Here is a 20469-nt window from a genome sequence, read left to right as displayed (position 1 = left end):
TGGGAGTTCATTGCATCTCGACCCCCGTGATGCACCATCTGAGATGAGCGAGGACTTCAACCGCCTTGCGTCCACGCCAATAATGGAATGTAGAGGCTACCCGTATGACTCTGAAAGAGTTGATTGAGGTTGGAACACTTATCTTCATTGCAGGAGCGTTTGCCGTCGGCTTCCGCCAGATGCGCAGCGTTGCGAAGCAGGCTGAAGTCGCGACGAAGCAGGCTGAGGCGGCTGTAAAGCAGACTGAAGTCATCGTAGGAACCCTCGAGCAGTCGTCTCATGACGCGCAAATCGCCTCGGAGAAAGATCTGGCAGTACTCTTCCTGGGGGAACCCGACGTGATGCGGTGGCACTTCGAGGCGCACGGCTTCGGCACTCTTACGGTCGAGCAAGGGAAAACTTTGACCTTCATCCTGTTGCGCCTGGGTACTCATGAGGCCATGTTCTTACGGAACGCAAAGTGCAGGGTTCCAGGCGAGATCTGGGAAAGTTGGGAACGGGTGATAGCGGCGGACTTTAGAATCGATGAGTACAAAGAGGCATGGAAGGTTGCGCGACGATTCTACGCAGTCCCATTTGCAAACTATGTCGACAAGCTGCTGTAAACGAGCAACGTGCGACTCAAGTTCGCGTCGACCTCGCCCGGCTTGTCCGAGCGGCTGAAATGACGAGCGCAAGGGAGAAGTCAATGCTATCGCTATCGCTTTCAGTGGCGGCCCTGACGCTGTCGGTGCTGGCCACGACAATCGCTTATACATCCTATCGTCAACAGCTCGCCCAGTTCAGAAAGATCAACCACTTCCCTGTGGTGGCGAGCTTGTTCGCAGAATTCCGCAAGCCGGCATTTCATGATCGTTACGATTATGTAGTAAACTGGCTACACTTGGAGCATCCTCCCAGTTGCGGCCTCTCGCAATTGCCTGAACCTGCCAGGTCTGACGTCATTGATCAGGCATTCTTCTATCAGACTTTCGCATCCCTCAGAAGCTTCAGTATCCTAGACAAGACCGAGAGTCTCGGGAACCTGTACCGAGAATGGTCGAGGTGTGGACCGCAATTGAACCGTACGTAGCAGCGGAACGTGCACGGTCACAAGGGGCGAATAGGCACACACTAGAAGTCCTTCAATCATTCGTCGAAAAGGGCACCCACTGAAGGTGATCGTAAGTGTGCCGAGTCGCAAGTATGGTCCGATTCAGCATCAGAATCACCTCTCCGTAGCGTGCGCTGGCGAGAGACCAGCTTTCGGCACTGCTTCCAGGCATTCGGGGGCATAACATCGAGGAACGTCAACACCATCGGCTGGTCAAGTGGGTCGGACAGCGCCTTATCAATCATCGCCTCCACCATCTCGACACTGAGGCCAAGGCGTTCGCTGATCTGCTTCGGGGTCAGCCTGCGCTGAGCGGAAAGGGCGGCTGCGACTCGTGCACTCTGCCCCGCGTACAGCTCCCGAGCGAGTGCCAACGCCATCAGCCGTGCAGTGCCTTCGAGCCAAGCCACCGCCGCGTCCACTTTATTCGCGTGTCTCGCGCACCATGCCGCTCCAACTTCTTGACCCGAGCTTCAAGTCCACTCAGATCTTCGAGGGCGCCGGTGAGATCATTGATGACAGCCCTGATCGCCCGAGAATCTCCGAGAAGCAACTCCGATTGGGCATTTTGGGTCAGATGGTCAAGAACTACGATGCAAACCCGACGCGCGCCCTGAACATCCACAATCTCGGACATTCGAGGGAGACCCGTCCTTCGACGCTTCACTTCGACTTCCCCGAGCCTGAATCGTCCTCGATCGGCCTTGCTGGGAGCTTACTGTTATCGCCTCCCGGAGTCTCCGGGGGTGTGCCATTCGTCTTGTGCTGGAAGGATTCCGGGTTGACGTTCCTCAGCGGGGTTCGGCGTCGGCCTGGCCACCGTCTGCCGCTACATCCACGAGGCCGTCCAACTCCTGGCAGCACTGGAACCGGACCTGGCCGACGCGCTGAAAGCCGCCATGCGCAAGGCCTACGTCATCCTCGACGGCACCCTGTTACCCATCGACCGCATCGCCGCCGACCGGCCGTACTACTCGGAGATGGTTTTCTCGGTCACGACCTGCATCAGCCGTTCGCCCCATCCAGAAGGGTCAGCACGGGACGGAACCCCCAGGCGACAAGCCAGACCCGAGAACATCGACAGATGACCTCCCGGACGACAGCAGGGCCACCCCGGTTTCCGGGAGTGGCCCTGCTTCGTACAACGAGATCTCCGGCCTACTCACTGGCATGGACTTGATCCAGTGTTCTAGTAAGCGTTCTAACGTGGAGCTGAGGGGAATCGAACCCCTGACCTACTCGATGCGAACGAGTCGCGCTACCAACTGCGCTACAGCCCCGTGTTCCGTTGTCGTGCGGGAGGAAGCATATCAGTAGTCGGGGGGTGGTTCCGCCACCCCCCTCTACTCGCCGGACGCCCGCCGGTACGGGAGCGCGTCGGGGCCGTCCAGCTCCACGAACACCGGGTCCTCGTCGTCCACGTCCACCACGACGGTGCCGGGGCGGACGTGGTGCTGGAACCTGGGCGGCGGGGCCGGGCGCTGCTGGTCACGGGACGCCTCGCCCTCGGCCGGGGGCGCGGACGGCCGGCCCACGAGGTGCGGCTGCGCCTCGCCGGACCGGCGCGCGGAACGGCGGCGGACCTGCGCGATCCGGGCCTGCCGGCGCGCGCGGACGTCCTCCTCGATCCGCACCTGGCGGCGCAGGTAGCCGAGGTAGGCGACGAGCGTCGCGTCCACCGCCGCGTGCACCCACCACGCCAGCGGGTAGAGCACGCCCGCGATCACACCGGTGACCAACGCGGTCAGCAGCAGCGTTGCGACGACGCGGCGGCGGAAGGCGTACTTCGCCTGCGCCACGATCGCCGCGGTCTCCGGGTCGTAGCCGCCACGACCCGGGCGGAACACCCGCGGCGGGACGAACTCGTCCATGTCGTCGTCGTACTCGTCGTAGTCGTCGAACTCGGCTTCGAACTCCGTATCGGCTTCGGGCATGGCGTCGTACTCCTCCTCCATGCTGCCGCGCGTCGCGTCGGCGCGCTTGCGCGCGACCATCGGCACGAGGACGACCAACCAGGCCACGACCAGTCCCACGACGATCAGCGAGCTGGGCATCCTCGTCACCTCCCCCTACCCCGCGACGCGCTCGGTGCACGTGCCACGCTAGTCACAACAGTCACACCTGTGTCGGAGGCACGCCGACCGGCGTGCGTACCAAAGTGTGGTGTATCACCCACATTCGGGTGACACGAATAAGCCACACGGCCCCTCTGATCAGGCCGTTCGGGCGTATCCGCGGGCGACCAACCGGCGTACCAGTCCCTCGGGTGAGGCCTCCTCGGCGGTCATCGCGAAGCACAGGTGGTCGCGCCAGGCGCCGGCCACGTCGAGGTACCTCAGGAACAGGCCCTCCTCGCGGAAACCGGCCTTGGCGAGGACCCGGAGACTGGCCTGGTTCTCCGGGCGGACGGTCGCCTCCAGCCGGTGCAGGCCGGCGTCGCCGAAGCAGTGGTCGACGACGAGCGCCAGCGCCGCGGTGGCCACGCCGCCGCGCGCCCGGTCGGCCGCCACCCAGTAGCCCACCCAGGCCGAGCGCAGCGAGCCGCGCACGACGTTGCCCACGGTGATCTGCCCCGCCAGCACGCCGTCCACCGTGATCGCGAACGGCAGCGCCTGGCCGCGCCGGGCCAGGGCCTTGAGCGACGACCACTGCACGGGCCACGCCAGCATCGCGTTGCGCTCCTGCCAGCCCTCGACCGCGGTGGGTTCCCAGGCCTCCAGGTACGCCTGGTCGCGGAGCCTGGTGCGGGACCACTCCGCGGCGTCCAGCAGCTTGGGCGGGCGCAGTGCCACCAGACCGGCGGCCACCCGGAGCGGTCCGAGCCGCGCGGGCCAGCCGGGGTGCCGACCGCCTTCCCACGCGTGGTTCATCTATCCCCTCTGCGCCAAGAAGCACACGGTGACCTCTTCACCGACCGACACGTCCGTGACGTCCTCGTCGACCAGGATCAGGCAGTTCGCCTCGGCCAACGACGCCAGCAGGTGCGACCCGGAGGTACCCAGCGGCTGCACCAGGTACTCGCCGTTGTCCGCGTCGCGCAGCAGCTGGCCGCGCAGGTAGCCGCGCCGGCCCTTGGTCGACGTCAGCGGCGACAGCAGCCGCGCGCTGACCGCCCGCCGGTACGGGTTGCGCTTGCCCAGCGCGGCCCGGATCAGCGGACGCACCAGCACTTCGAAAACGACCAACGCGCTCATCGGGTTCGCCGGCAGCAGGAACGTCGGCACCGCGTCCGGCCCGAGGCGGCCGAAGCCCTGCACCGAGCCGGGGTGCATGGCCACCCGGGTCACGTCGAGGTCCCCGAGGTCGGCCAGCGCCGCCCGCACCTCGTCGCCGATGGCGCCCCCGACGCCACCCGCGACGACCACGATCTCGGACAGCAGCAACCGTCCTTCGACGACCTCGCGCATCCGGCGCGGGTCGGGCGACTGGATGCCGACCCGGCTGACCTCGGCGCCCGCGTCCCGCGCGGCGGCGGTCAGCGCGTAGGAGTTGACGTCGTACACCTGACCCTGGCCGGGGGTGCGGTCGACGTCGACCAGCTCCTCGCCGATCGAGATCACCGACACCCGCGGCCTCGGGTGCACCAGCACCTTGTTCCGGCCGACCGCGGCCAGCAGGCCGACCTGGGCGGCGCCGATGGACGAGCCGCGGCGCACCGCGACGTCGCCGGTCTGCACGTCCTCGCCGGTGCGCCGGACGAACGCCGCGGACGGCACCGACCGCTGCACGGTCACCTTCGCCGCGTGCCCGTCGGTGTAGCCGAGCGGCACCACGGCGTCGGCCAGCGTGGGCAGCGGCGCGCCGGTCGCGACCCGGACCGCCTGACCCGGCTGCAACCGTCTGGGCTGGCGCGATCCCGCCGGGATCTCACCCACGACGGGGAGTTGGACGGGTTCTTCGTTGGCCGCCTGCACGTCCACGCTGCGCACCGCGTAGCCGTCGACCGCCGCCTGGTCGAACCCGGGCAACGCGCGCTCGGCGACGACCTCCTCGGCGCAGAGCAGACCCTGCGACTCGGAGATCGCCACGCGCACGGGGGCGGGCCGCACGGCGGCGGCTACCACCCTGGCGAGCTGCTCATCCACTGACCTCATGTGTCGACCCTCGTTCAGGAGTTGCCGAGGCGTTCCCGCAACCACACCCCCAGCTCGGGCCCGTAGTCCGGGTGTTCAAGTGCGAAGTCAACCGCAGCTTTGAGGAATCCACCCGGATTGCCCAGGTCGTGTCGCCCACCGCGGTGCACGACGACGTGCACGGGGTGGCCCTCGTTGATCAGGAGCGCGATGGCGTCGGTGAGCTGGAGCTCGCCGCCCGCGCCGGGCGTGATGCGCTTGAGCGCGTCGAAGATCGCCCGGTCCAGCAGGTAGCGGCCGGCCGCGGCGAACGTCGACGGCGCGTCCTCGGCCTTCGGCTTCTCGACCATGCCGACGACCTTCTTGACGTCGTCGTCCGCGGTGTCCTGGACGTCGAAGACGCCGTACGCGGAGATCTGGTCCTTGGGGATGTCGAACGCGCACAGCACGCTGCCGCCGACCTTCTCGCGCACAGCGGCCATCTTCTTGAGCACGCCTGTGGGCAGCACGAGGTCGTCGGGCAGGAGGACGGCCACCGCCTCATCCTCGCCGGTCAGGTTGCCCTCGGCGCAGCTGACGGCGTGACCGAGGCCGAGGGCCTTGTCCTGGAGGGCGGTCTCCACGGTGAGCAGGTTCTGCGCGCGGCGGACCTTGGCGACCAGGTCCGTCTTGCCGCGTTCTTCGAGCGTCGCCTCCAGCTCCGGCTGCGGGCGGAAGTACTCCGCGACCGCGTCCTTGCCGGGTGAGGTCACGATCACGAGCTTCGTCGCACCCGCCTCGGCGGCCTCGGCAGCGACGAGTTCGATGCCCGGGGTGTCGACGACCGGCAGCAGCTCCTTGGGCACCGCTTTGGTGGTCGGGAGGAAGCGCGTGCCCAGGCCTGCCGCGGGCACGATTGCTGTCTGGAAGGCGCTCATGACCTGCGAGCGTAACGGCGCGCTTAGTGTGACCTGCCATGACGTCCGACGTAAGTGATCGGAAGAACACGCTGCGCACACGGCTGCGGGCCGCGCGGCGTAGCGGTGTCGTGCCTTCGATGGCGGCCGAAGTGCTGCTGGCCGTTGATGCTTTCGCCCTTTCTCCGGGTCAGACCGTTTGCGCGTACGTCGCTTCGGCTCACGAACCGGGATCGCTGGAAATGGTGGAGGTGCTGCGGTCGCACGGGCTGCGGGTGCTGCTGCCGGTGGTCGTCGGGTCGGAGCTGGACTGGGCCGCGTACTCCGGGGAGTTGCGTCCGGGGGCGTTCGGGCTGCGGGAGCCGGTGGGGCCGTTGCTGGGTGCGGCGGCGGTCGGGTCGGCGGCGTTGGTGCTGGTGCCGGCGTTGGCGGTGGACCACTCGGGGGTGCGGCTGGGCAAGGGTGGCGGCTACTACGACCGTGCCCTGACGTTGTCCACAGGTCCGCTGGTCGCGCTTGTGCGGGACGAGGAGTTCGTGCCGTCCCTGCCGGCCGAACCGCACGACGTCCGGATGGATGCGGTGCTGACGCCCGGATCGGGGCTGGTTCGACTGCCGTTGTGACGTTGACCTGTGATGTTTGCGCCACCTGTGCCGAGTGGCGCATCATCGTTGTTGGCACTCGTGACGGAGGAGTGCCAACCAGGACTCGTGGAGGGCCCGCCGTGCCGACCTACCAGTACGCCTGCACCGAGTGCGACCACCGGTTCGACGCGGTGCAGTCCTTCTCGGACTCCGCGTTGACCGAGTGCCCGGAGTGCTCCGGCAGGCTGCGCAAGCTGTACGGCGCGGTCGGTGTCGTGTTCAAGGGCAGCGGGTTCTACCGGACGGACAGCCGTTCGTCGTCCTCGGGCGCTCCGGCGGCCACGAAGACCGAATCGGCTCCTGCGAAGACCGAGTCGACTTCTTCGTCCTCTTCTTCGTCCTCGTCGTCTTCTTCGTCTTCCGCTCCGGCCGCCGCCGCGTCCTGAAGCCGCTCTAGTTGTCCACAAGCCCCCGAGTTGTCCACAGCTCGGGGGTTTGCGCTGTCCCCAACCCTGCCCCGTCCCTAACGTCGAAGCCATGCTCCTCCACCTCAGAAGGATCCTGGCGGGCCTGCTGGCCCTGGTAGCCGTGGGTCTGGCCTTGCTGCCGGGCAGTCCGACGGTCGACGTTCTGGTAGCCGCGCACGACTTGGCACCGGGCGTGCCGCTGGGCGCGACAGACGTGCGGGTGGTCGCCATGCCGCCTGCCCTGGCACCCGCCGGGGCGGTCTCGGAGGGCGACGCCTTAGGCCGCGGACTGGTAGGCGCGGCGAGAGCCGGCGAACCCCTCACCGACGCCCGCCTGACCCCGGTCGACCCTGAGGTGTCGTCGGTGGCCGTGCGGTTGGCCGATGCCGGGGTGGTCGGGTTGCTGCGGCCGGGGAGCAGGGTGGACGTGGTCGGTGCGGAGGCGCACGTGCTGGCGGCGGACGCCTCGGTGGTGGCGGTCCGGGAGGGCGAGGTGGTGGTGATCTCGGCGAACCGCGCGGCGGCCCACCGCATCGCCGCCGAGTCCCTGGCCAACCCGGTGGCGGTGACCTTGCACTGACACTTGCACTGACAGCAGCCGGAGCGCCGATGCCACAGGCCGCCAGCCGCCAGCCGCCAGCCAGCACGCCACCGGCCCGCGCTGGGGTCGGCGGTGCGGGCCTCAAGGCAGCACGGTGACCGACGCGTGGACGGCAGCGCGGCAGGCGACAGGAAGGCACCGGCAGCACGGGCCGGCACAGCCAGCACCGCGCGGCAACAGGCAGCACCAGGGCGGCACGGCAACACCGGCAGCACGAGAAGCACCCGGCGGCACCGACAGCACCGTCAGCACGAGGAGCACTGGCGCCACAGGCAACACGAGCGGCACCAGAAGCACCAGAAGCACCGGCAGCACGGGGGCACGCGAAGCTCGGGCGGCTCGGCGGCTCGGCGGCTCGGCGGCACGGCGGCACGGCGGCACGGCGGCACGGCAGCACGGCAGCACGGCAGCACGGCAGCACGGCAGCACGGCAGCACGGCAGCACGGCAGCACGGCAGCACGGCAGCACGGGCAACTGTGGATGGTCGAGCGGCAGTGGATGGTCGAGGACGCGGCCGGCCGGGCACCGGTCAGCCGAGCGGCGAGGGCGAGCCCGGAAGTCGCGCGCGGCTCAGGACTCGCCTCCCCCAGACGGAGGAGGGGTGAACCGCTGCGATCAAAGTCACGGGCGGCCGAGGTCGGGATGGGTCGGGGTGGCGTCGGAGCGGCGACGCGGAGTTCCGGCGTCAGGCTGGAAATGCTCCGCGTCGAAGGGCGTCCGGATGGCGGAAATCACCATGTTCGGCCCCGCCGGTGTTCGACCGGTTAGACCTGTCAGGCCTGTTGGGCCTGCTCTGCGTGCCCGATCTTCCCTCGACACGCAGACCCGCTGAGTGACGATCGGAGCCCTCTGCCGTTACCCTCCGCTCGCCCCCTATACCCCCAAACGGAGGAACCAACCGTGATCAAGGGCTTCAAGGACTTCCTGATGCGCGGCAACGTCGTGGACCTCGCCGTGGCGGTGGTCATCGGCGCCGCCTTCACCGGCATCGTCACCGCGCTCACCTCGCACCTGATCAACCCGATCATCGCGCTGTTCGGCGGCAACAACGTCAACGGCCTGGCCGTGAAGCTCGGCGAGAGCGACAAGACGATCATGGACTTCGGCGCGATCATCACCGCCGCCATCAACTTCTTGATCGTCGCGGCGGTCGTCTACTTCATCTTCGTGCTGCCGATGAACAAGATCAAGGAACGTCGGAAGCGCGGCGAGGAGGCCGGTCCCGCCGAGCCCACCGACGTGGAACTGCTCAAGGAGATCCGCGACCTGCTCGCCTCCCAGCGCCAGCTCTGACCAACGCTGGTTCCGGCCGGCGCCTGCTCTGGCCAACGCTAATTCTGGCCAGCCTCTGCTCTGGCCGACGCGAGTTCTCGGCCAACGCCGGTTCTGCCCGGCGCCTGCTCTGGCCGACGCCGGTTCCGGCCGGCGTCTGGTTCCGGCCGGCATCTGGTTCCGGCCAGCGTCTGGTTCCGGCCGGCATCTGGTTCCGGCCGGCGCGAGTTCTTGGCCGGCGCTGGTTCTTGGTCGGCGCTGGTTCTGGCCGGTGCGATCGCCTTGCTAACCGCCGTGGTGCGGCGGCCGGTTCTCCTCGTACCACCGGTCGTCGCGCCTGCTCGGGTTCGGCTCGTCGGACGAGCCCTCGGGCAGCACGTCCCCGAACACCTCGGCCAGCCGACGACGCCGCGCCGCCGCCTCCGACGCAGCGGCGGCGGCATCGGCGGCAGCAGCGGCGTCGGAGGCGGCGGCGTCGGCGGGGTCGGTCACGCTTCGTCGAGCCCGGACAGTTGGTCGATCACGTACGGCACCAGGGCCGACAGCGTCGCCATGCCGTCACGCACGGCCGAGCGCGAGCCGGCCAGGTTCACCACGAGGGTGCTGCCGGACACGCCGACCAGCCCCCGCGAGATGCCCGCGTCGACGGCGCCCGCCGCCAGCCCCGAGGCCCGGAGCGCCTCGGCGATCCCGGCGATGGGCCGGTCGAGCACGCCCTGTGTGGCGTCCGGCGTGACGTCACGAGGCGACACGCCCGTGCCGCCGACGGTGACGACCAGGTCGACACCACCGATGACGGCTGTGTTCAGCGCGGCACGGATGCCCACGACCTCGCCTTCCACCGCGACGGTCCCGTCGACGATGAACCCTGCTTCCTCCAGCAACTCGGTGACCAGCGGTCCTGTGCTGTCGTCGTGCTCACCGTGCGCCACCCGGTCGTCCACGATCACGACAAGGGCGCGTCCCAGTCGCTGCGCGCTGCGTTCCATGAACGCCACCGTAGCCAATCGGCGGATCTGACGGTTCCGTGACGTCACGCTGCCGCGCCGGGCAATTCCGCCGGAGCACCCCTAACTTCTGTGACGTGCGCGTTCTCCTCACCGGCGGGGCCGGCTTCATCGGCTCACACGTCGCCGACCACCTGGCCGCCCGACACCACGACGTCGTCGTGCTCGACGCCTACCTCCCCCAGGCCCACCGGACCCGACCGCCCGAGGTCCGTGACGTCACGGACCTCGACACGGTGAAGGACCTCCTCGACGGCGTGGACGTGGTGTGCCACCAGGCGGCCGTCGTCGGCCACGGCCTCGACCCGTCCGACGCGCCGCTGTACGCGCTCAACAACGACCTCGGCACCGCCGTGCTGCTCGCCGCGATGCACGAGAAGGGCGTGAAACGCCTGGTCATGGCCTCGTCGATGGTCGTGTACGGCGAGGGCCGCTACGAGTGCGCCGAACACGGCATCGTCCGCGCCGCGCCACGCCGCCAGGCGGACCTCGACCAGGGCCGCTACGAACCGCCCTGCCCGCACTGCGGCAACCCCCTGGAACCGCGACTGGTCCCCGAGGACGCCCCACTGGACCCCCGGAGCACCTACGCGGCCAGCAAGCTCGCCCAAGAGCACTACGCGGCGGCGTGGGCCCGCCAGACGGGCGGCGACGTGTGGGCGATGAGGTACCACAACGTGTACGGCCCGAGGATGCCGAAGAACACCCCGTACGCGGGCGTGGCGAGCCTGTTCCGCAGCGCGCTCGAACGCGGTGAGGCGCCGACCGTCCTCGAAGACGGCCGTCAGCGCCGTGATTTCGTGCACGTCACCGACGTGGCGCGGGCCAACGTGCTGGCCATCGACCGACCCGGCCCGCCCGGCACGCTCACCGCGCTCAACGTGTGCTCCGGCGAGCCGCACACCGTCGGCGACCTCGCCACCCACCTGGCGGACGCGTACGGCGGCCCGCCGCCGCGCGTCGTCGGCGGCGCGCGACCGGCCGACGTCCGGCACGTCGTCGCGGACCCCGCCAAGGCGAGGGACCTCATCGGCTTCCACGCCGCCACGTCGTTCGCGGCGGGCGTCAAGCAGTTCGCAGCGGACCCCCTGCGCTGAGCGGCAGCCGCACCTCGAACCGGCAGCCGCGCCCGTGGTTGCGCGCGTCGATCGTGCCCTGGTGCGCCTCCACCAGGCCCCGGGCGATCGCCAATCCCAGGCCTCCGCCGACCGGCTGCCGGTGCGGCGTGCCGCGGAACGCCACCTCGAACACCCGGGGCAGGTCCGCCTCGGGGATGCCGCCGCAGCCGTCGTCCACCCTCAGCAGCGCCGACGACCCGTCCACGTCGACCCGCACGGCCACCGTCCCGTCCGGCGGGGTGTGCCGGATCGCGTTGGACAGCAGGTTGCGCACCACCCGCGCCAGTTCCGGGTCGCTGCCCAGCACCACCGGCCACGTCGCCGCGTCGGCCTGCAACCGGACGCCCTTGCGCGACGCCACCGGGCTCTCCGCCGCCACGACCTCGCTGACCACGTCCGCCAGCGGCACCTCGGACAACGTCAGCCGCAACGCGCCGGCGGTGATCCGGGACAGCTCGAACAGGTCGTCCACCATCCCGGACAACGCCTCGGCCTCGGTGGAGATCCGCCCCGCGTACTCGGCGACCTCGTCCCGCCGCGCCACCACGCCGTCCGCCAGCGCCTCGGCCATCGCCCGGATGCCGGCCAGCGGGGTGCGCAGGTCGTGGCTGATCCACGCGACCAGCTCGCGCCGGGACGCCTCCGCCGCGCGTTCCCGCGCCCGCGCCTCGCTCTCCCACACGCTCCGCCGCGCCAGCGCCCGACCGAGCAGCACCGCCGTCGGCACGGTCACCAGCGCCACCAGCAGGCACACCAGCACGGTCGTGGTGAGGATCGGGGTGAACATGAACCCGCTGACCGCGAGCACACCGCCGATGGTCGCCACCACCGGGACGATCGCCAGCACGGTCAGCGCGGTGGCCAGCGACCCGCTCGACAGCCGTCGCAGCACCACCGCCCCGAGCAGCGCCAGCGGCAGCGAGAACAGCACCGCGAACGGCAGGATGTGGTAGATCTCGATCAGCATCACGCACCGCCGTCGTACCGGTAGCCGACGCCCCACACGGTCGAGATCCGCACCGGCCGGGCCGAGTCGGCCTCCACCTTCTCCCGCAACCGTCGCACGTGGACGGTCACGGTGGACTGGTCGCCGAACTCCCAGCCCCACACCCGCGACAGCAGCTCGCTCCGGCTGAACGCGGTGCCGCGATGGGTCAGGAAGAACACCAGCAGGTCGAACTCGCGGGTGGTGAGGGACAGCTCGCGCCCGCCCAGCCACGCCGAGCGCGCCCCGACGTCCACCCGCAGCCCGGCGTCCTCCAGCACCGACGACGACCGCGACGCCGCCACCTTCGACCGGCGCAGCACCGACGTGACGCGCAACGCCAGCTCACGCGGGCTGAACGGCTTGGTGACGTAGTCGTCCGCGCCGAGCTGGAGCCCGGCGATCCGGTCCTCCTCCTCGCCCAGCGCGGTCAGCATCACCACCGGCACGGCGCTGCGCACCCGCAGCCGGCGGCACACCTCCAGCCCGTCCACGCCGGGCAGCATCAGGTCCAGCACCACCACGTCCGGCTCGCGCTCGGCGAACCGGCGGAGCGCGCTCTCTCCGTCGCCGACGACCTCCACCTCGTGCCCGGCCAGCTCCAGGTACCGGCGCACCACGTCGCGCACGGTCACGTCGTCGTCCACGACGAGGACCCGCCCGGTCGTCCCATCCATGTCACGCCTCACCAGTTGGTCAGCAGGAGGTGGTTGACCGCGAGCGCGGTCACCGCTTGGGCCGCGAGCCAGGCCCGTGGCCGGTCCGGCACGAGCACGACCAGCCACACGGTGAACGGCAGCCAGATCCGCTCCACCTCGGCCTTGCTCAAACCGGACACGTCGGCCACCAGGATGGCCACCGCCGCCGCTGCGGCCAGTGTGAGGGCAGGGCCTCGCCACCGTGCGGCAAATGGCGCGAACCCGCACGCGAGCACGGCGGCGGCGAGGTTCGCCCACACCCAGTAGCCGTAGGAGCGGGAAGACGCGATGCCCTGGTAGTACCGCTCGACCACGAGGTGGTAGCCGTCCAGCCACCAGAACCCGAGCGCCGCGAACACCGCCACCACGCCCACCGCGCCGAGCACGGCCAGGCCGATCCGCCTCCAATCGGGCCACGACACGGCCAGGGCCAGGACCCCGATCAGCACCAGCCCGTACGACAGGAACACCCCGAAGCCGAGCACCACACCACCCGCGAGCGCACGGCGGGTGGCCAGCAGCGCGATCCCGCACGCCGTGACGCCCGCGAACAGGCCGTCCGCCGAAACGCCGATCCACACCGCGCCCGGGAACAGCGCCACGAACGGCAGCACGCGCCGCGCGTGCTCCTCGGACACCATCGCGCGCACCGTCACGGGCACCGCGACGGCCGTCAACGCGCCCACCAGCACCACCAACGCCGCCGCCCACGCGCCGCCGGACAGCCCCACCCGGTCCAGCCCCACGAACACCAGCAGCGCGCCGGGCGGGTGCCCGGACACGTGCACCGTCCACGAGTCGGGCTGGAAGTCCAGGATCCGGGACGAGAACTCCCGCAGCACGACGCCGACGTCCGTCACGCCCGGCACCTCGTGCAGGTACTCGTCGGACGTGGTCAGCCGACCGCTGAACCCGCGCTTCCACCCGTCCACCAGGGCCAGCGAGACGATCCACGCGACCGCCGTCGCGTACCCGGCGGCCAACGCCGCCCGCCACGACAGCCGACCGGCCAGGCTCGGCCCCCACACCACCACCAGCACCGCGACCAGCACGGCCAACGGCGTGCCGATGCCGACGTGCGGGAACCACCCCGCGAACAGCGGCGGCGCGCCGGCGAACGTGCGCTCACCGCCCAGGAGCACGCCGACCACAGCGGCCGAGGCGACGAGGGCCGCGGCGGCCAGGACACGGAGCACACACCCACCGTAGGGCCTGCGGCACCGGGTCGGCGCGTTCACGGCGCCATCCGTCAGCGGTCCGTAAGAACTGGTTCACACGTCAGGATTCGGTAAGCGGCACAACGGTTTCCCGCCGTCCATGACGGACCATCCTGGTGCTCGTGGACGAAATCGACGTGGTGCTCCCCTGCCTGGACGAGGCGGCGGCCCTGCCGGGCGTGCTGCGGGCCATGCCCGCCGGCTACCGGCCCCTGGTGGTGGACAACGGATCGCGTGACGGATCGCCGGACGTCGCCCGGTCGCTGGGCGCCGAGGTGGTGCACGAGCCCCGGCCCGGGTACGGCGCGGCCGTGCACACCGGCATCGAGCACGCGCGGTCCGAGGTGGTGTGCGTGCTCGACGCGGACGGCTCGCTGGACCCCGGTGAGCTCCCCGACCTGGTGGCGTTGCTCGCGCGGGCCGACCTGGCCGTGGGGCGGCGGGTGCCGGACGCGGGCAGCTGGCCGTGGCACGCGCGGGCCGGCAACGCGGTGCTGGCCGCGATGCTGCGGCGCAAGGGGCTGCCGGTGCGGGACATCGCGCCGATGCGCGCGTTCCGCCGGCAGGACCTGCTGGACCTGGCGGTGGAGGACCGCGCGTTCGGCTATCCGCTGGAACTGCTGCTGCGCGCCGCGGCGGCCGGGTGGCGGGTGGTCGAGCGGGACGTGCGCTACGGACCTCGTGCGGCGGGCACGAAGTCCAAGGTGTCGGGTTCCGTCCGCGGCACCGTGCGCGCGGTGCGGGACATGGCGGCGGTGCTCCGGTGAGCCGGGCGAGCCTGCTGGTGGTCGCCAAGGCGCCGGTGCCCGGTCTGGCGAAGACCCGGCTCTGCCCGCCCGCGACGCCCGGCGAGGCGGCCGAGGTCGCCGCCGCCGCGCTGCTGGACACCCTCGACGCCGTCCTCCGCACCCCCGGCGTGCGGCCGGTCGTGGCGCTGACCGGCTCACTCCACCGGGCGTGCCGGTCCGCGGAGATCGCCACGGCGCTGCGGGACTGCACCGTCATCGCGCAGCGCGGCGCGACGTTCGCCGAACGCCTGGCCAACGCGCACGCCGACACCTCCGCCAGGCACGGCCTGCCGGTGTTCCAGATCGGCATGGACACCCCTCAGGTGACCCCGCTGCTGCTGGCCGAGTCGGTCGACCGGCTGGCCGGGCACGACGCGGTGCTCGGTCCGGCGGCCGACGGCGGCTGGTGGGCGCTCGGCCTCGACGACCCGTCGCTCGCCCGGCACCTGCGCGGCGTGCCGATGTCCCGGCCCGACACCGGTGCGCGCACCCTGCTCGCGCTGGACGGGCACGACATCGGGGTGCTGCCGGTTTTGTCCGATGTGGACGACATGGCCACCGCCCGCGAGGTCGCCGCCGCCGTGCCCCACACCCGGTTCGCCGCCGCCCTGGCCCACCTCGGTGTGCCGCGGTGACGGCGTTCGACGTCGGCCTCGGTGGCGCGGAGTGCCGGCTCGAACTGGACGGGGGCGATGACGTGCCGCTCCCCGTCGACCGGTGGCACGAGGACGCGAACGACGCCGACCACGTGCTGCTCGACGCCTGCCACGGCCCGACCATCGACCTCGGCTGCGGCCCCGGCCGGTTGGTCGCGGCGCTGACGCGGCGCGGGATCGCCGCCCTCGGCGTCGACCACTCGCCGGTGGCCGTCGCCCTCGCCCGCGGCCGGGGCGGCGCGGCGCTGCACCGCGACGTGTTCGGCCGGCTGCCCGGGGTCGGCCGCTGGGCGCACGTGCTGCTCGCGGACGGCAACATCGGCATCGGCGGAGATCCGGTCGTGCTGCTGCGCCGGGCGCGAGGGCTGCTGAACGGGCGTGGGAGCGTGCTGGTGGAGGTCGAGCCGCCCGGCTGCGGGCTGCGCCGGGAACGGGCTCGGGTGGACGGCGGCGCGTGGTTCGACTGGGCCAGGGTCGACGCCAGGGCCATCCGGCCCACCGCCGCGCGCGCCGGCCTCAAGCCGCGGTGGCTCGCCGAGCGCGACGGCCGTTGGTTCACCGAGCTGGTGCGATCGTGAGACTCCCGACGCGGGAGTCCAGCCCGCACACCGCGACCCGGATCGGCACCTGGCTGGGCATCGCGTTCGGCCTGTGCTTCGTCACCGGGGTGCTCAGCCACTACGTCCAGCACCCGCCGGGGTGGTTCACCTGGCCCACCCGGCCCGTCGGCCTGTACCGGATCACGCAGGGCGTGCACGTCACGTCCGGGGTGGCCGCGATCCCGCTGCTGCTGGCCAAGCTGTGGACCGTCTACCCGAAGCTGTTCACCCGACCGCTGGTGAAGTCCGTTCCGCACGCGGTGGAACGCGGGTCGATCCTGGTGCTGGTCGGCGCGTCGTTCTTCGAGCTGGTCACCGGCCTGTTCAACGCCACGCAGAACTACCCGTGGCAGTTCTTCTTCCCGCCCGCGCACTACGCCGTGGCGTGGATCGCCGTCGGGGCGCTGCTCGTGCACATCGCGGTGAAGCTGCCGCTGATGCGCACGCCCGCCGAGGAGGTGCGGCGGGGTCCGTCCCACCCGGGTGCGCTCAGCCGGCGGGGATTCCTGCTCACCACGGGCGGTGCGGCGGCGGTCGCGGTGCTCGCCACGGTCGGCGCCACGGTGCCGTGGCTGCGGTCCGTGTCGGTGCTGGGCACGCGTTCGGCGGCACTTCCCGTCAACCGCACGGCCGGCGCGGCCGGAGTGTCCGCTGTGGACCCTTCCGCGTGGCGGCTCACCGTCGGCGACCGGCGGTTCTCCCTGGCCGAGCTGGCAGCGCTGCCGCAGACCACGGCGGAACTGCCGATCGCGTGCGTCGAGGGGTGGAGCGCGTCGGCGAGGTGGACCGGCGTGCCGGTGCGCGACCTGCTGGCGCTGGCCGGGGTCGAGCCGGGTGACGTCCGGGTCGAATCGCTGGAGCGCGACGGGATCTACCGGGCGAGCACGCTGCCCGCGCTCCACGCCCGCGACCCGTTGACCCTGCTGGCTTTGCAGGTCGACGGCGAGACCCTGCCGCTGGACCACGGCTACCCGTGCCGGTTGATCGCGCCGAGCCGACCGGGCGTGACGCAGACCAAGTGGGTCACCCGTCTAAAGGTAGTCCGATGAGGTGGTTGATCGGTGCGCTGGGAGTGGCCATGGGCTCGTGGGGCGCGTTCCTGCTCCTGCCGCTGGTGGACGTCAACCTGGCGCTGTGGTTCATCGGCGGCCCGGTCGTGCACGACCTCCTGCTCGCGCCGCTCCTCGGCGGGCTCGGGCTCCTCGTCGCCCGCTGGGTGCCCGGGCGGTGGCGCGCCCCGGTGCAGGTCGGCGGGCTGCTCACCGGAGTGCTGCTCGCGCTGGCCGTCCCCCTGCTGTGGCGCCCGTTCGCCGGGTCGCCGAACCCCGGCCTGAACGACCGGGACTACCTGGTCGGGCTGCTGGTGGCGGTCGCCGTGATCTGGCTCGGCGTCCTGGCCGTGACGCTGACGAGGCCGCGCGCCGACAGGTGAAGGGTTGCCTGACGGTGGCAGTGCCCTCGCCTGGCAGCCAATGACAGAACGGCCCCCGCCGGCCATGTGAAGCCGTGCGACGTCTGCGCCCACCGCGGCCCGCGCTGATCCTAAACTTCGCCGATGGGCATGAGGTCGTGGGTGCGACGTCGGCGGGTTCTGCGGAAGTTCAAGCCCTGGACGCGGCCGAGGTCGATGGCCGGCGACAAGGCCGAGCGGGGCATCGAACTCCTGACCCGCACCCTCGGCCCCTGGCACCCCGACACCGCGGAGGCCCGGGCCAAACTGCGGTTCTGGCTGGTGGAGGAGGGCGATCCGGCCACCGCGATCCGCCTCGCCCAGACGGAGGTCGCCGACCGGACGGCGGCACTCGGCGCGGACCACCCCGACACCCTGGCCGCTCGCTGGGGAATGATCCACCTCGCTCCGAAGACCCTCGGCTGGCCCGCGGTGATCGCCGAGACGCGGCGTCTCGCCGAGGACAGGGCCCGGGTGCTCGGCCCGTACCACCGCGACACGCTCCTCACCCGGCGCTCGGTCGGGTACTCGCTGAGGGACAGCGGGGCGGTCGCCGAGGCGGTCCAGGTGTTCACCGACGTCCTCACCGAGCTGGAGGCCCTGGAGCGACCCTCGGACGAGCAACTGCGCGAGACCTGGGTCGGCCTGGCCTACACGCTGGAGCGCCACGGCGACTTCGAGCGGGCCCTCGTCTACGTGGAGAAGGAGCTCGCCGCCGAGCGGTGCACCATCTACCCCCAGGACGAGAACCTCGGGGAGTACCACCTGAAGATGCTGCTGGAATGGCGCGACCGGCTCCGCCGCAAGGGAGCCGGTCGCTAGGAAGTCCATGGTGGCCGGGTACGGCGGGGTTCCGGTCCGCTCCCGGGCAACGCCTAGCGCGGCTCGACGGTCTGGCTGCCGAGCGTCACCTCGACCGTGCGGTCCTTGCCGATGGTGATCTGCACCTTGTCGCCCGGGGCGCGGGAGCGGACGGCGGCCACGAGGGTGTCCGACGTCTCCACCTGCCGGTCGCCGAACCTGGTGATCACGTCGCCGTTCTTGATGCCCGCCGCCTCGGCCGCGCCGCCCGCGGTGACGTCGCGGACCACCGCGCCGCCTTCCGGTGCGTCGCCGACCTGCACGCCGAGCACGGTCTGGGTGGCCTTGCCGGTCTCGGCCAGCTCCTTCGCGGTGCGGCGGGCCTGGTCGACCGGGATGGCGAAGCCGATGCCGACCGAACCGCCCTGCGTGGCCTCACCGGAGTTCGGGCTGTAGATGGCCGAGTTGATGCCGACGACCTGGCCGCGCATGTTCACCAGCGGGCCGCCCGAGTTGCCGGGGTTGATCGCGGCGTCGGTCTGGATGGCGTTGAGCACGGTGTCCGGGGTTCCCTTCTGGCCGCCGGCGCGGACCGGGCGGTTCAGCGAGCTCACGATGCCGGACGTGACGGTGCCGTTGAGGTCGAACGGGGAGCCGACGGCGACCACCTGCTGGCCGATCTTCAGGTCGCCGGAGTTGCCGAGTTCGGCGGTGGGCAGGCCGGAGACGTCCTCCATCTTCAGCACGGCCAGGTCGGACGACGGGTCGCGGCCGACGATCTTCGCGTCGAACGAGCGGCCGTCCTGGAGCTGCACCTTGATGGGACCGCCGTCCGCGGCGGACTCGACCACGTGGTTGTTGGTCAGCACCAGGCCGTCGGAGCTGAGCGTGAAGCCCGACCCCGCACCGCCCGTGACCTGCACCTGGACCACCGTCGGCAGCACCTTCTGGGCGACCTGCTCGATGGAGCCCTCGGGCGCGTTGGACATCTGCTGCGCCGGCGGGGCCTGGTTGAGCGCGTTGGTCACCGGCCCGGCCGACTCGGCCGCCTGGTAGCCGATGTAGCCGCCGATCCCGCCCGAGACACCACCGACGGCGAGCACGAGCGCGGCGACACCGGCGACGACCTTGCTCCGCCCCCGCTGCCGCGGCTGTTCCGGCACTTGACCGGGCTGCGCGTAGTAGGGACCGGACGCGCCGGGGAAACCCGGCTGCCCCTGTCCCGGCTGCCCTTGTCCCGGCTGCCCGAGCGACTGCTGCCCGTGCTGCCCCTGGCCTGGCTGCCCCTGCTCCGGCTGCCCGAGCGCGTGCTGGCCGTGCTGCCCCTGCTCCGGACGCTGGTAGGCGGAGTGCCACGCCTCCGACCCGGAACCCGGCAGGCCGGCGCCGCCCTGCACGGCGCCGAACCCACCGGTTCCGGCCTGGCCGGCGGCGCCCTGCACGCCACCCGCCACACCTGCTCCGGTCGCGCCGACGCCGCCCTGCACGGCGCCGAGCTGACCGGTTCCCGACTGACCCGCGCTCGACTGAGGAGCGCCCGGTGAGCCGAAGTCATCCGAGTGACCGGCGCCAGAGGCAGCCGGCGACCCGGGTCCAGGCCGGCCGGCGCTCATCCCAGGAGCAGCCGGCGGGCCGAAGTTCGCTGTGCGACCGGACGCGTCCGGTGTCGCGGTGACGTCCGGTGTAGCCGTGACGTCCGATGTCGTGGTGACGCTGTCCGGGTAGAGGCTGCCGTCACGGGCTGCGCCCACCACACCCGAAGCGGCCTCGTCGGCGACGCTCCGCGGTGCGATTTCGGCCGGGTGGGCGGTGCTCCCCTGCGGAGCACCCGCCGACCCGCCGTCCGACCGATCGACCCCTGCCGCCGATCCGTCGGTCACGTCCTCCGGTCGCGCCGGGCCTCCCTGCCAGGCACCCCGCGCTCCGGTGGACCCCGGCCCGCCGACGCCGCCCTGCACGGCGCCCGCACCACCGGTGTCCGGCTGACCAGCACCCTGCTGCTGGAAGCCGGCGTCGTCATGACCGGGCTCGGCGCCGCCGCGTGCCCACGGGCTCTGCTGCTCCGGTTGCGGAGACTGCTGCGGAGACTGGTGTGGCCGCTTCGGCTGCTCGTTCTCGGTCATGTCCACAACTGTGCGGTGCCCGCCTGAGAGCAGCCTTAAA

Annotated in this window: 23 protein-coding genes, 1 tRNA gene and 1 pseudogene; 13 read left to right on the top strand and 12 right to left on the bottom strand. The window is 71.2% G+C overall.

Features of this window, described 5'->3' with window-relative positions; genetic code table 11:
• Positions 1–104: 104 nt before the first annotated feature.
• The gene (locus tag OQ02_RS26045) at positions 105–605 is read left to right on the top strand and encodes a hypothetical protein (protein WP_033441201.1); all 501 of its coding nucleotides are present in this window, start codon (positions 105–107) and stop codon (positions 603–605) included.
• A gap of 523 nt (positions 606–1128) precedes the next feature.
• Here the strand turns inward: OQ02_RS26045 and OQ02_RS44115 are convergent.
• Positions 1129–1503, bottom strand: a complete 375-nt coding sequence (locus tag OQ02_RS44115; RefSeq protein WP_156077321.1) for a hypothetical protein — start codon at positions 1501–1503, stop codon at positions 1129–1131.
• 381 nt (positions 1504–1884) lie between these two features.
• Here OQ02_RS44115 and OQ02_RS42740 point away from each other — a divergent pair.
• Positions 1885–2070: pseudogene (locus tag OQ02_RS42740) on the top strand (IS5/IS1182 family transposase); the annotation flags it as partial.
• Between the two features lie 230 nt (positions 2071–2300).
• On the opposite strand, the gene OQ02_RS26040 reads toward OQ02_RS42740, so the two are convergent.
• From OQ02_RS26040 to OQ02_RS26020, 5 genes are all read right to left on the bottom strand, one after another.
• Positions 2301–2373, bottom strand: a tRNA-Ala gene (locus OQ02_RS26040).
• Positions 2374–2436: 63 nt separating this feature from the next.
• A complete protein-coding gene (gene sepX, locus OQ02_RS26035) occupies positions 2437–3147 on the bottom strand; it encodes a divisome protein SepX/GlpR (protein WP_033441200.1) in 711 nt (236 codons plus the stop codon).
• Positions 3148–3306: 159 nt separating this feature from the next.
• Positions 3307–3963: a GNAT family N-acetyltransferase gene (locus tag OQ02_RS26030; protein ID WP_033441199.1), complete on the bottom strand. Its 657-nt coding sequence runs from the start codon at positions 3961–3963 to the stop codon at positions 3307–3309.
• Positions 3964–5187, bottom strand: coding sequence for a molybdotransferase-like divisome protein Glp (glp, locus tag OQ02_RS26025; protein WP_081915952.1), 1224 nt, complete (start codon positions 5185–5187; stop codon positions 3964–3966).
• A gap of 14 nt (positions 5188–5201) precedes the next feature.
• A complete protein-coding gene (locus OQ02_RS26020; RefSeq protein WP_033441198.1) occupies positions 5202–6083 on the bottom strand; it encodes a UTP--glucose-1-phosphate uridylyltransferase in 882 nt (293 codons plus the stop codon).
• 38 nt (positions 6084–6121) lie between these two features.
• Between OQ02_RS26020 and OQ02_RS26015 the strand changes: the two genes are divergently transcribed.
• The 4 genes from OQ02_RS26015 (at position 6122) to mscL (ending at position 9008) form a co-directional block, all read left to right on the top strand.
• Positions 6122–6685: a 5-formyltetrahydrofolate cyclo-ligase gene (locus OQ02_RS26015; protein WP_033441197.1), complete on the top strand. Its 564-nt coding sequence runs from the start codon at positions 6122–6124 to the stop codon at positions 6683–6685.
• A gap of 101 nt (positions 6686–6786) precedes the next feature.
• The gene (locus OQ02_RS26010) at positions 6787–7092 is read left to right on the top strand and encodes an FmdB family zinc ribbon protein (protein WP_033441196.1); all 306 of its coding nucleotides are present in this window, start codon (positions 6787–6789) and stop codon (positions 7090–7092) included.
• 91 nt (positions 7093–7183) lie between these two features.
• Positions 7184–7693: an SAF domain-containing protein gene (locus tag OQ02_RS26005; RefSeq protein ID WP_051772814.1), complete on the top strand. Its 510-nt coding sequence runs from the start codon at positions 7184–7186 to the stop codon at positions 7691–7693.
• Positions 7694–8615: 922 nt separating this feature from the next.
• Positions 8616–9008 carry a large-conductance mechanosensitive channel protein MscL gene (mscL, locus tag OQ02_RS26000; protein ID WP_033441194.1) on the top strand — a complete coding sequence of 131 codons (393 nt, stop codon included), beginning with the start codon at positions 8616–8618 and terminating at the stop codon, positions 9006–9008.
• Between the two features lie 264 nt (positions 9009–9272).
• Here mscL and OQ02_RS25995 read toward each other — a convergent pair whose 3' ends face one another.
• Entirely contained in the window at positions 9273–9479 is a 207-nt protein-coding gene (locus tag OQ02_RS25995) for a hypothetical protein (RefSeq protein ID WP_033441193.1), read from the bottom strand.
• Positions 9476–9976 (bottom strand): MogA/MoaB family molybdenum cofactor biosynthesis protein, encoded by a 501-nt coding sequence (locus OQ02_RS25990; protein WP_033441321.1) that lies wholly within the window; start codon positions 9974–9976, stop codon positions 9476–9478. The genes OQ02_RS25995 and OQ02_RS25990 overlap by 4 nt, the downstream gene beginning before the upstream one ends.
• 95 nt (positions 9977–10071) lie before the next feature.
• On the opposite strand from OQ02_RS25990, the gene OQ02_RS25985 reads away from it, so the two are divergent.
• Positions 10072–11091: an NAD-dependent epimerase/dehydratase family protein gene (locus tag OQ02_RS25985; RefSeq protein WP_033441192.1), complete on the top strand. Its 1020-nt coding sequence runs from the start codon at positions 10072–10074 to the stop codon at positions 11089–11091.
• On the opposite strand, the gene OQ02_RS25980 is transcribed toward OQ02_RS25985, so the two are convergent.
• Genes OQ02_RS25980 through OQ02_RS25970 form a run of 3 tightly spaced genes read right to left on the bottom strand, consistent with a single transcriptional unit; the run spans position 11060 to position 13991 of the window.
• On the bottom strand, positions 11060–12079 hold the full coding sequence (locus OQ02_RS25980) for a sensor histidine kinase (protein ID WP_033441320.1): 1020 nt from the start codon (positions 12077–12079) through the stop codon (positions 11060–11062). The two genes, OQ02_RS25985 and OQ02_RS25980, sit on opposite strands and share 32 nt — an antisense overlap.
• Positions 12079–12774 carry a response regulator transcription factor gene (locus OQ02_RS25975; RefSeq protein ID WP_063747152.1) on the bottom strand — a complete coding sequence of 232 codons (696 nt, stop codon included), beginning with the start codon at positions 12772–12774 and terminating at the stop codon, positions 12079–12081. The genes OQ02_RS25980 and OQ02_RS25975 overlap by 1 nt, the downstream gene beginning before the upstream one ends.
• 8 nt (positions 12775–12782) lie before the next feature.
• Positions 12783–13991 (bottom strand): hypothetical protein, encoded by a 1209-nt coding sequence (locus OQ02_RS25970; RefSeq protein ID WP_442973678.1) that lies wholly within the window; start codon positions 13989–13991, stop codon positions 12783–12785.
• A gap of 152 nt (positions 13992–14143) precedes the next feature.
• Here OQ02_RS25970 and OQ02_RS25965 point away from each other — a divergent pair, with 152 nt between their 5' ends.
• The 6 genes from OQ02_RS25965 to OQ02_RS25940 all read left to right on the top strand — a co-directional run bounded on the left by OQ02_RS25965 (position 14144) and on the right by OQ02_RS25940 (position 18327).
• Positions 14144–14779: a glycosyltransferase family 2 protein gene (locus tag OQ02_RS25965; RefSeq protein ID WP_033441318.1), complete on the top strand. Its 636-nt coding sequence runs from the start codon at positions 14144–14146 to the stop codon at positions 14777–14779.
• A complete protein-coding gene (locus OQ02_RS25960; protein WP_033441190.1) occupies positions 14776–15435 on the top strand; it encodes a TIGR04282 family arsenosugar biosynthesis glycosyltransferase in 660 nt (219 codons plus the stop codon). Before OQ02_RS25965 ends, OQ02_RS25960 begins: the two co-directional genes overlap by 4 nt.
• Positions 15432–16034 carry a class I SAM-dependent methyltransferase gene (locus OQ02_RS25955; protein WP_033441189.1) on the top strand — a complete coding sequence of 201 codons (603 nt, stop codon included), beginning with the start codon at positions 15432–15434 and terminating at the stop codon, positions 16032–16034. Before OQ02_RS25960 ends, OQ02_RS25955 begins: the two co-directional genes overlap by 4 nt.
• Positions 16031–17104: a molybdopterin-dependent oxidoreductase gene (locus OQ02_RS25950; RefSeq protein ID WP_051772813.1), complete on the top strand. Its 1074-nt coding sequence runs from the start codon at positions 16031–16033 to the stop codon at positions 17102–17104. The genes OQ02_RS25955 and OQ02_RS25950 overlap by 4 nt, the downstream gene beginning before the upstream one ends.
• A complete protein-coding gene (locus tag OQ02_RS25945) occupies positions 17101–17487 on the top strand; it encodes a hypothetical protein (protein WP_033441188.1) in 387 nt (128 codons plus the stop codon). Before OQ02_RS25950 ends, OQ02_RS25945 begins: the two co-directional genes overlap by 4 nt.
• A 123-nt stretch (positions 17488–17610) precedes the next feature.
• Entirely contained in the window at positions 17611–18327 is a 717-nt protein-coding gene (locus OQ02_RS25940; RefSeq protein ID WP_156077320.1) for a hypothetical protein, read from the top strand.
• A 53-nt stretch (positions 18328–18380) separates the two neighbouring features.
• On the opposite strand, the gene OQ02_RS46990 is transcribed toward OQ02_RS25940, so the two are convergent.
• The gene (locus OQ02_RS46990; protein ID WP_331281553.1) at positions 18381–20429 is read right to left on the bottom strand and encodes a S1C family serine protease; all 2049 of its coding nucleotides are present in this window, start codon (positions 20427–20429) and stop codon (positions 18381–18383) included.
• Between the last annotated feature and the right edge of the window lie 40 nt (positions 20430–20469).

The sequence above is a fragment of the Saccharothrix sp. NRRL B-16314 genome (assembly GCF_000716595.1).
Classification (GTDB): Bacteria; Actinomycetota; Actinomycetes; order Mycobacteriales; family Pseudonocardiaceae; genus Actinosynnema.
Note: the sequence above shows the minus strand (reverse complement) of the source record. Positions and strands in the feature narration are given on the sequence as shown.

Excerpts from the sequence above, each read along its gene's own strand:
- OQ02_RS26045 (WP_033441201.1), top strand. The coding sequence starts at position 105 with ATGACTCTGAAAGAGTTGATTGAGGTTGGAACACTTATCTTCATTGCA.
- sepX (WP_033441200.1), bottom strand. The coding sequence starts at position 3,147 with ATGCCCAGCTCGCTGATCGTCGTGGGACTGGTCGTGGCCTGGTTGGTC.
- OQ02_RS26030 (WP_033441199.1), bottom strand. The coding sequence starts at position 3,963 with ATGAACCACGCGTGGGAAGGCGGTCGGCACCCCGGCTGGCCCGCGCGG.
- glp (WP_081915952.1), bottom strand. The coding sequence starts at position 5,187 with ATGAGGTCAGTGGATGAGCAGCTCGCCAGGGTGGTAGCCGCCGCCGTG.
- OQ02_RS26020 (WP_033441198.1), bottom strand. The coding sequence starts at position 6,083 with ATGAGCGCCTTCCAGACAGCAATCGTGCCCGCGGCAGGCCTGGGCACG.
- OQ02_RS26015 (WP_033441197.1), top strand. The coding sequence starts at position 6,122 with ATGACGTCCGACGTAAGTGATCGGAAGAACACGCTGCGCACACGGCTG.
- OQ02_RS26005 (WP_051772814.1), top strand. The coding sequence starts at position 7,184 with ATGCTCCTCCACCTCAGAAGGATCCTGGCGGGCCTGCTGGCCCTGGTA.
- OQ02_RS25990 (WP_033441321.1), bottom strand. The coding sequence starts at position 9,976 with ATGGAACGCAGCGCGCAGCGACTGGGACGCGCCCTTGTCGTGATCGTG.
- OQ02_RS25980 (WP_033441320.1), bottom strand. The coding sequence starts at position 12,079 with ATGCTGATCGAGATCTACCACATCCTGCCGTTCGCGGTGCTGTTCTCG.
- OQ02_RS25975 (WP_063747152.1), bottom strand. The coding sequence starts at position 12,774 with ATGGATGGGACGACCGGGCGGGTCCTCGTCGTGGACGACGACGTGACC.
- OQ02_RS25945 (WP_033441188.1), top strand. The coding sequence starts at position 17,101 with ATGAGGTGGTTGATCGGTGCGCTGGGAGTGGCCATGGGCTCGTGGGGC.
- OQ02_RS25940 (WP_156077320.1), top strand. The coding sequence starts at position 17,611 with ATGGGCATGAGGTCGTGGGTGCGACGTCGGCGGGTTCTGCGGAAGTTC.
- OQ02_RS46990 (WP_331281553.1), bottom strand. The coding sequence starts at position 20,429 with ATGACCGAGAACGAGCAGCCGAAGCGGCCACACCAGTCTCCGCAGCAG.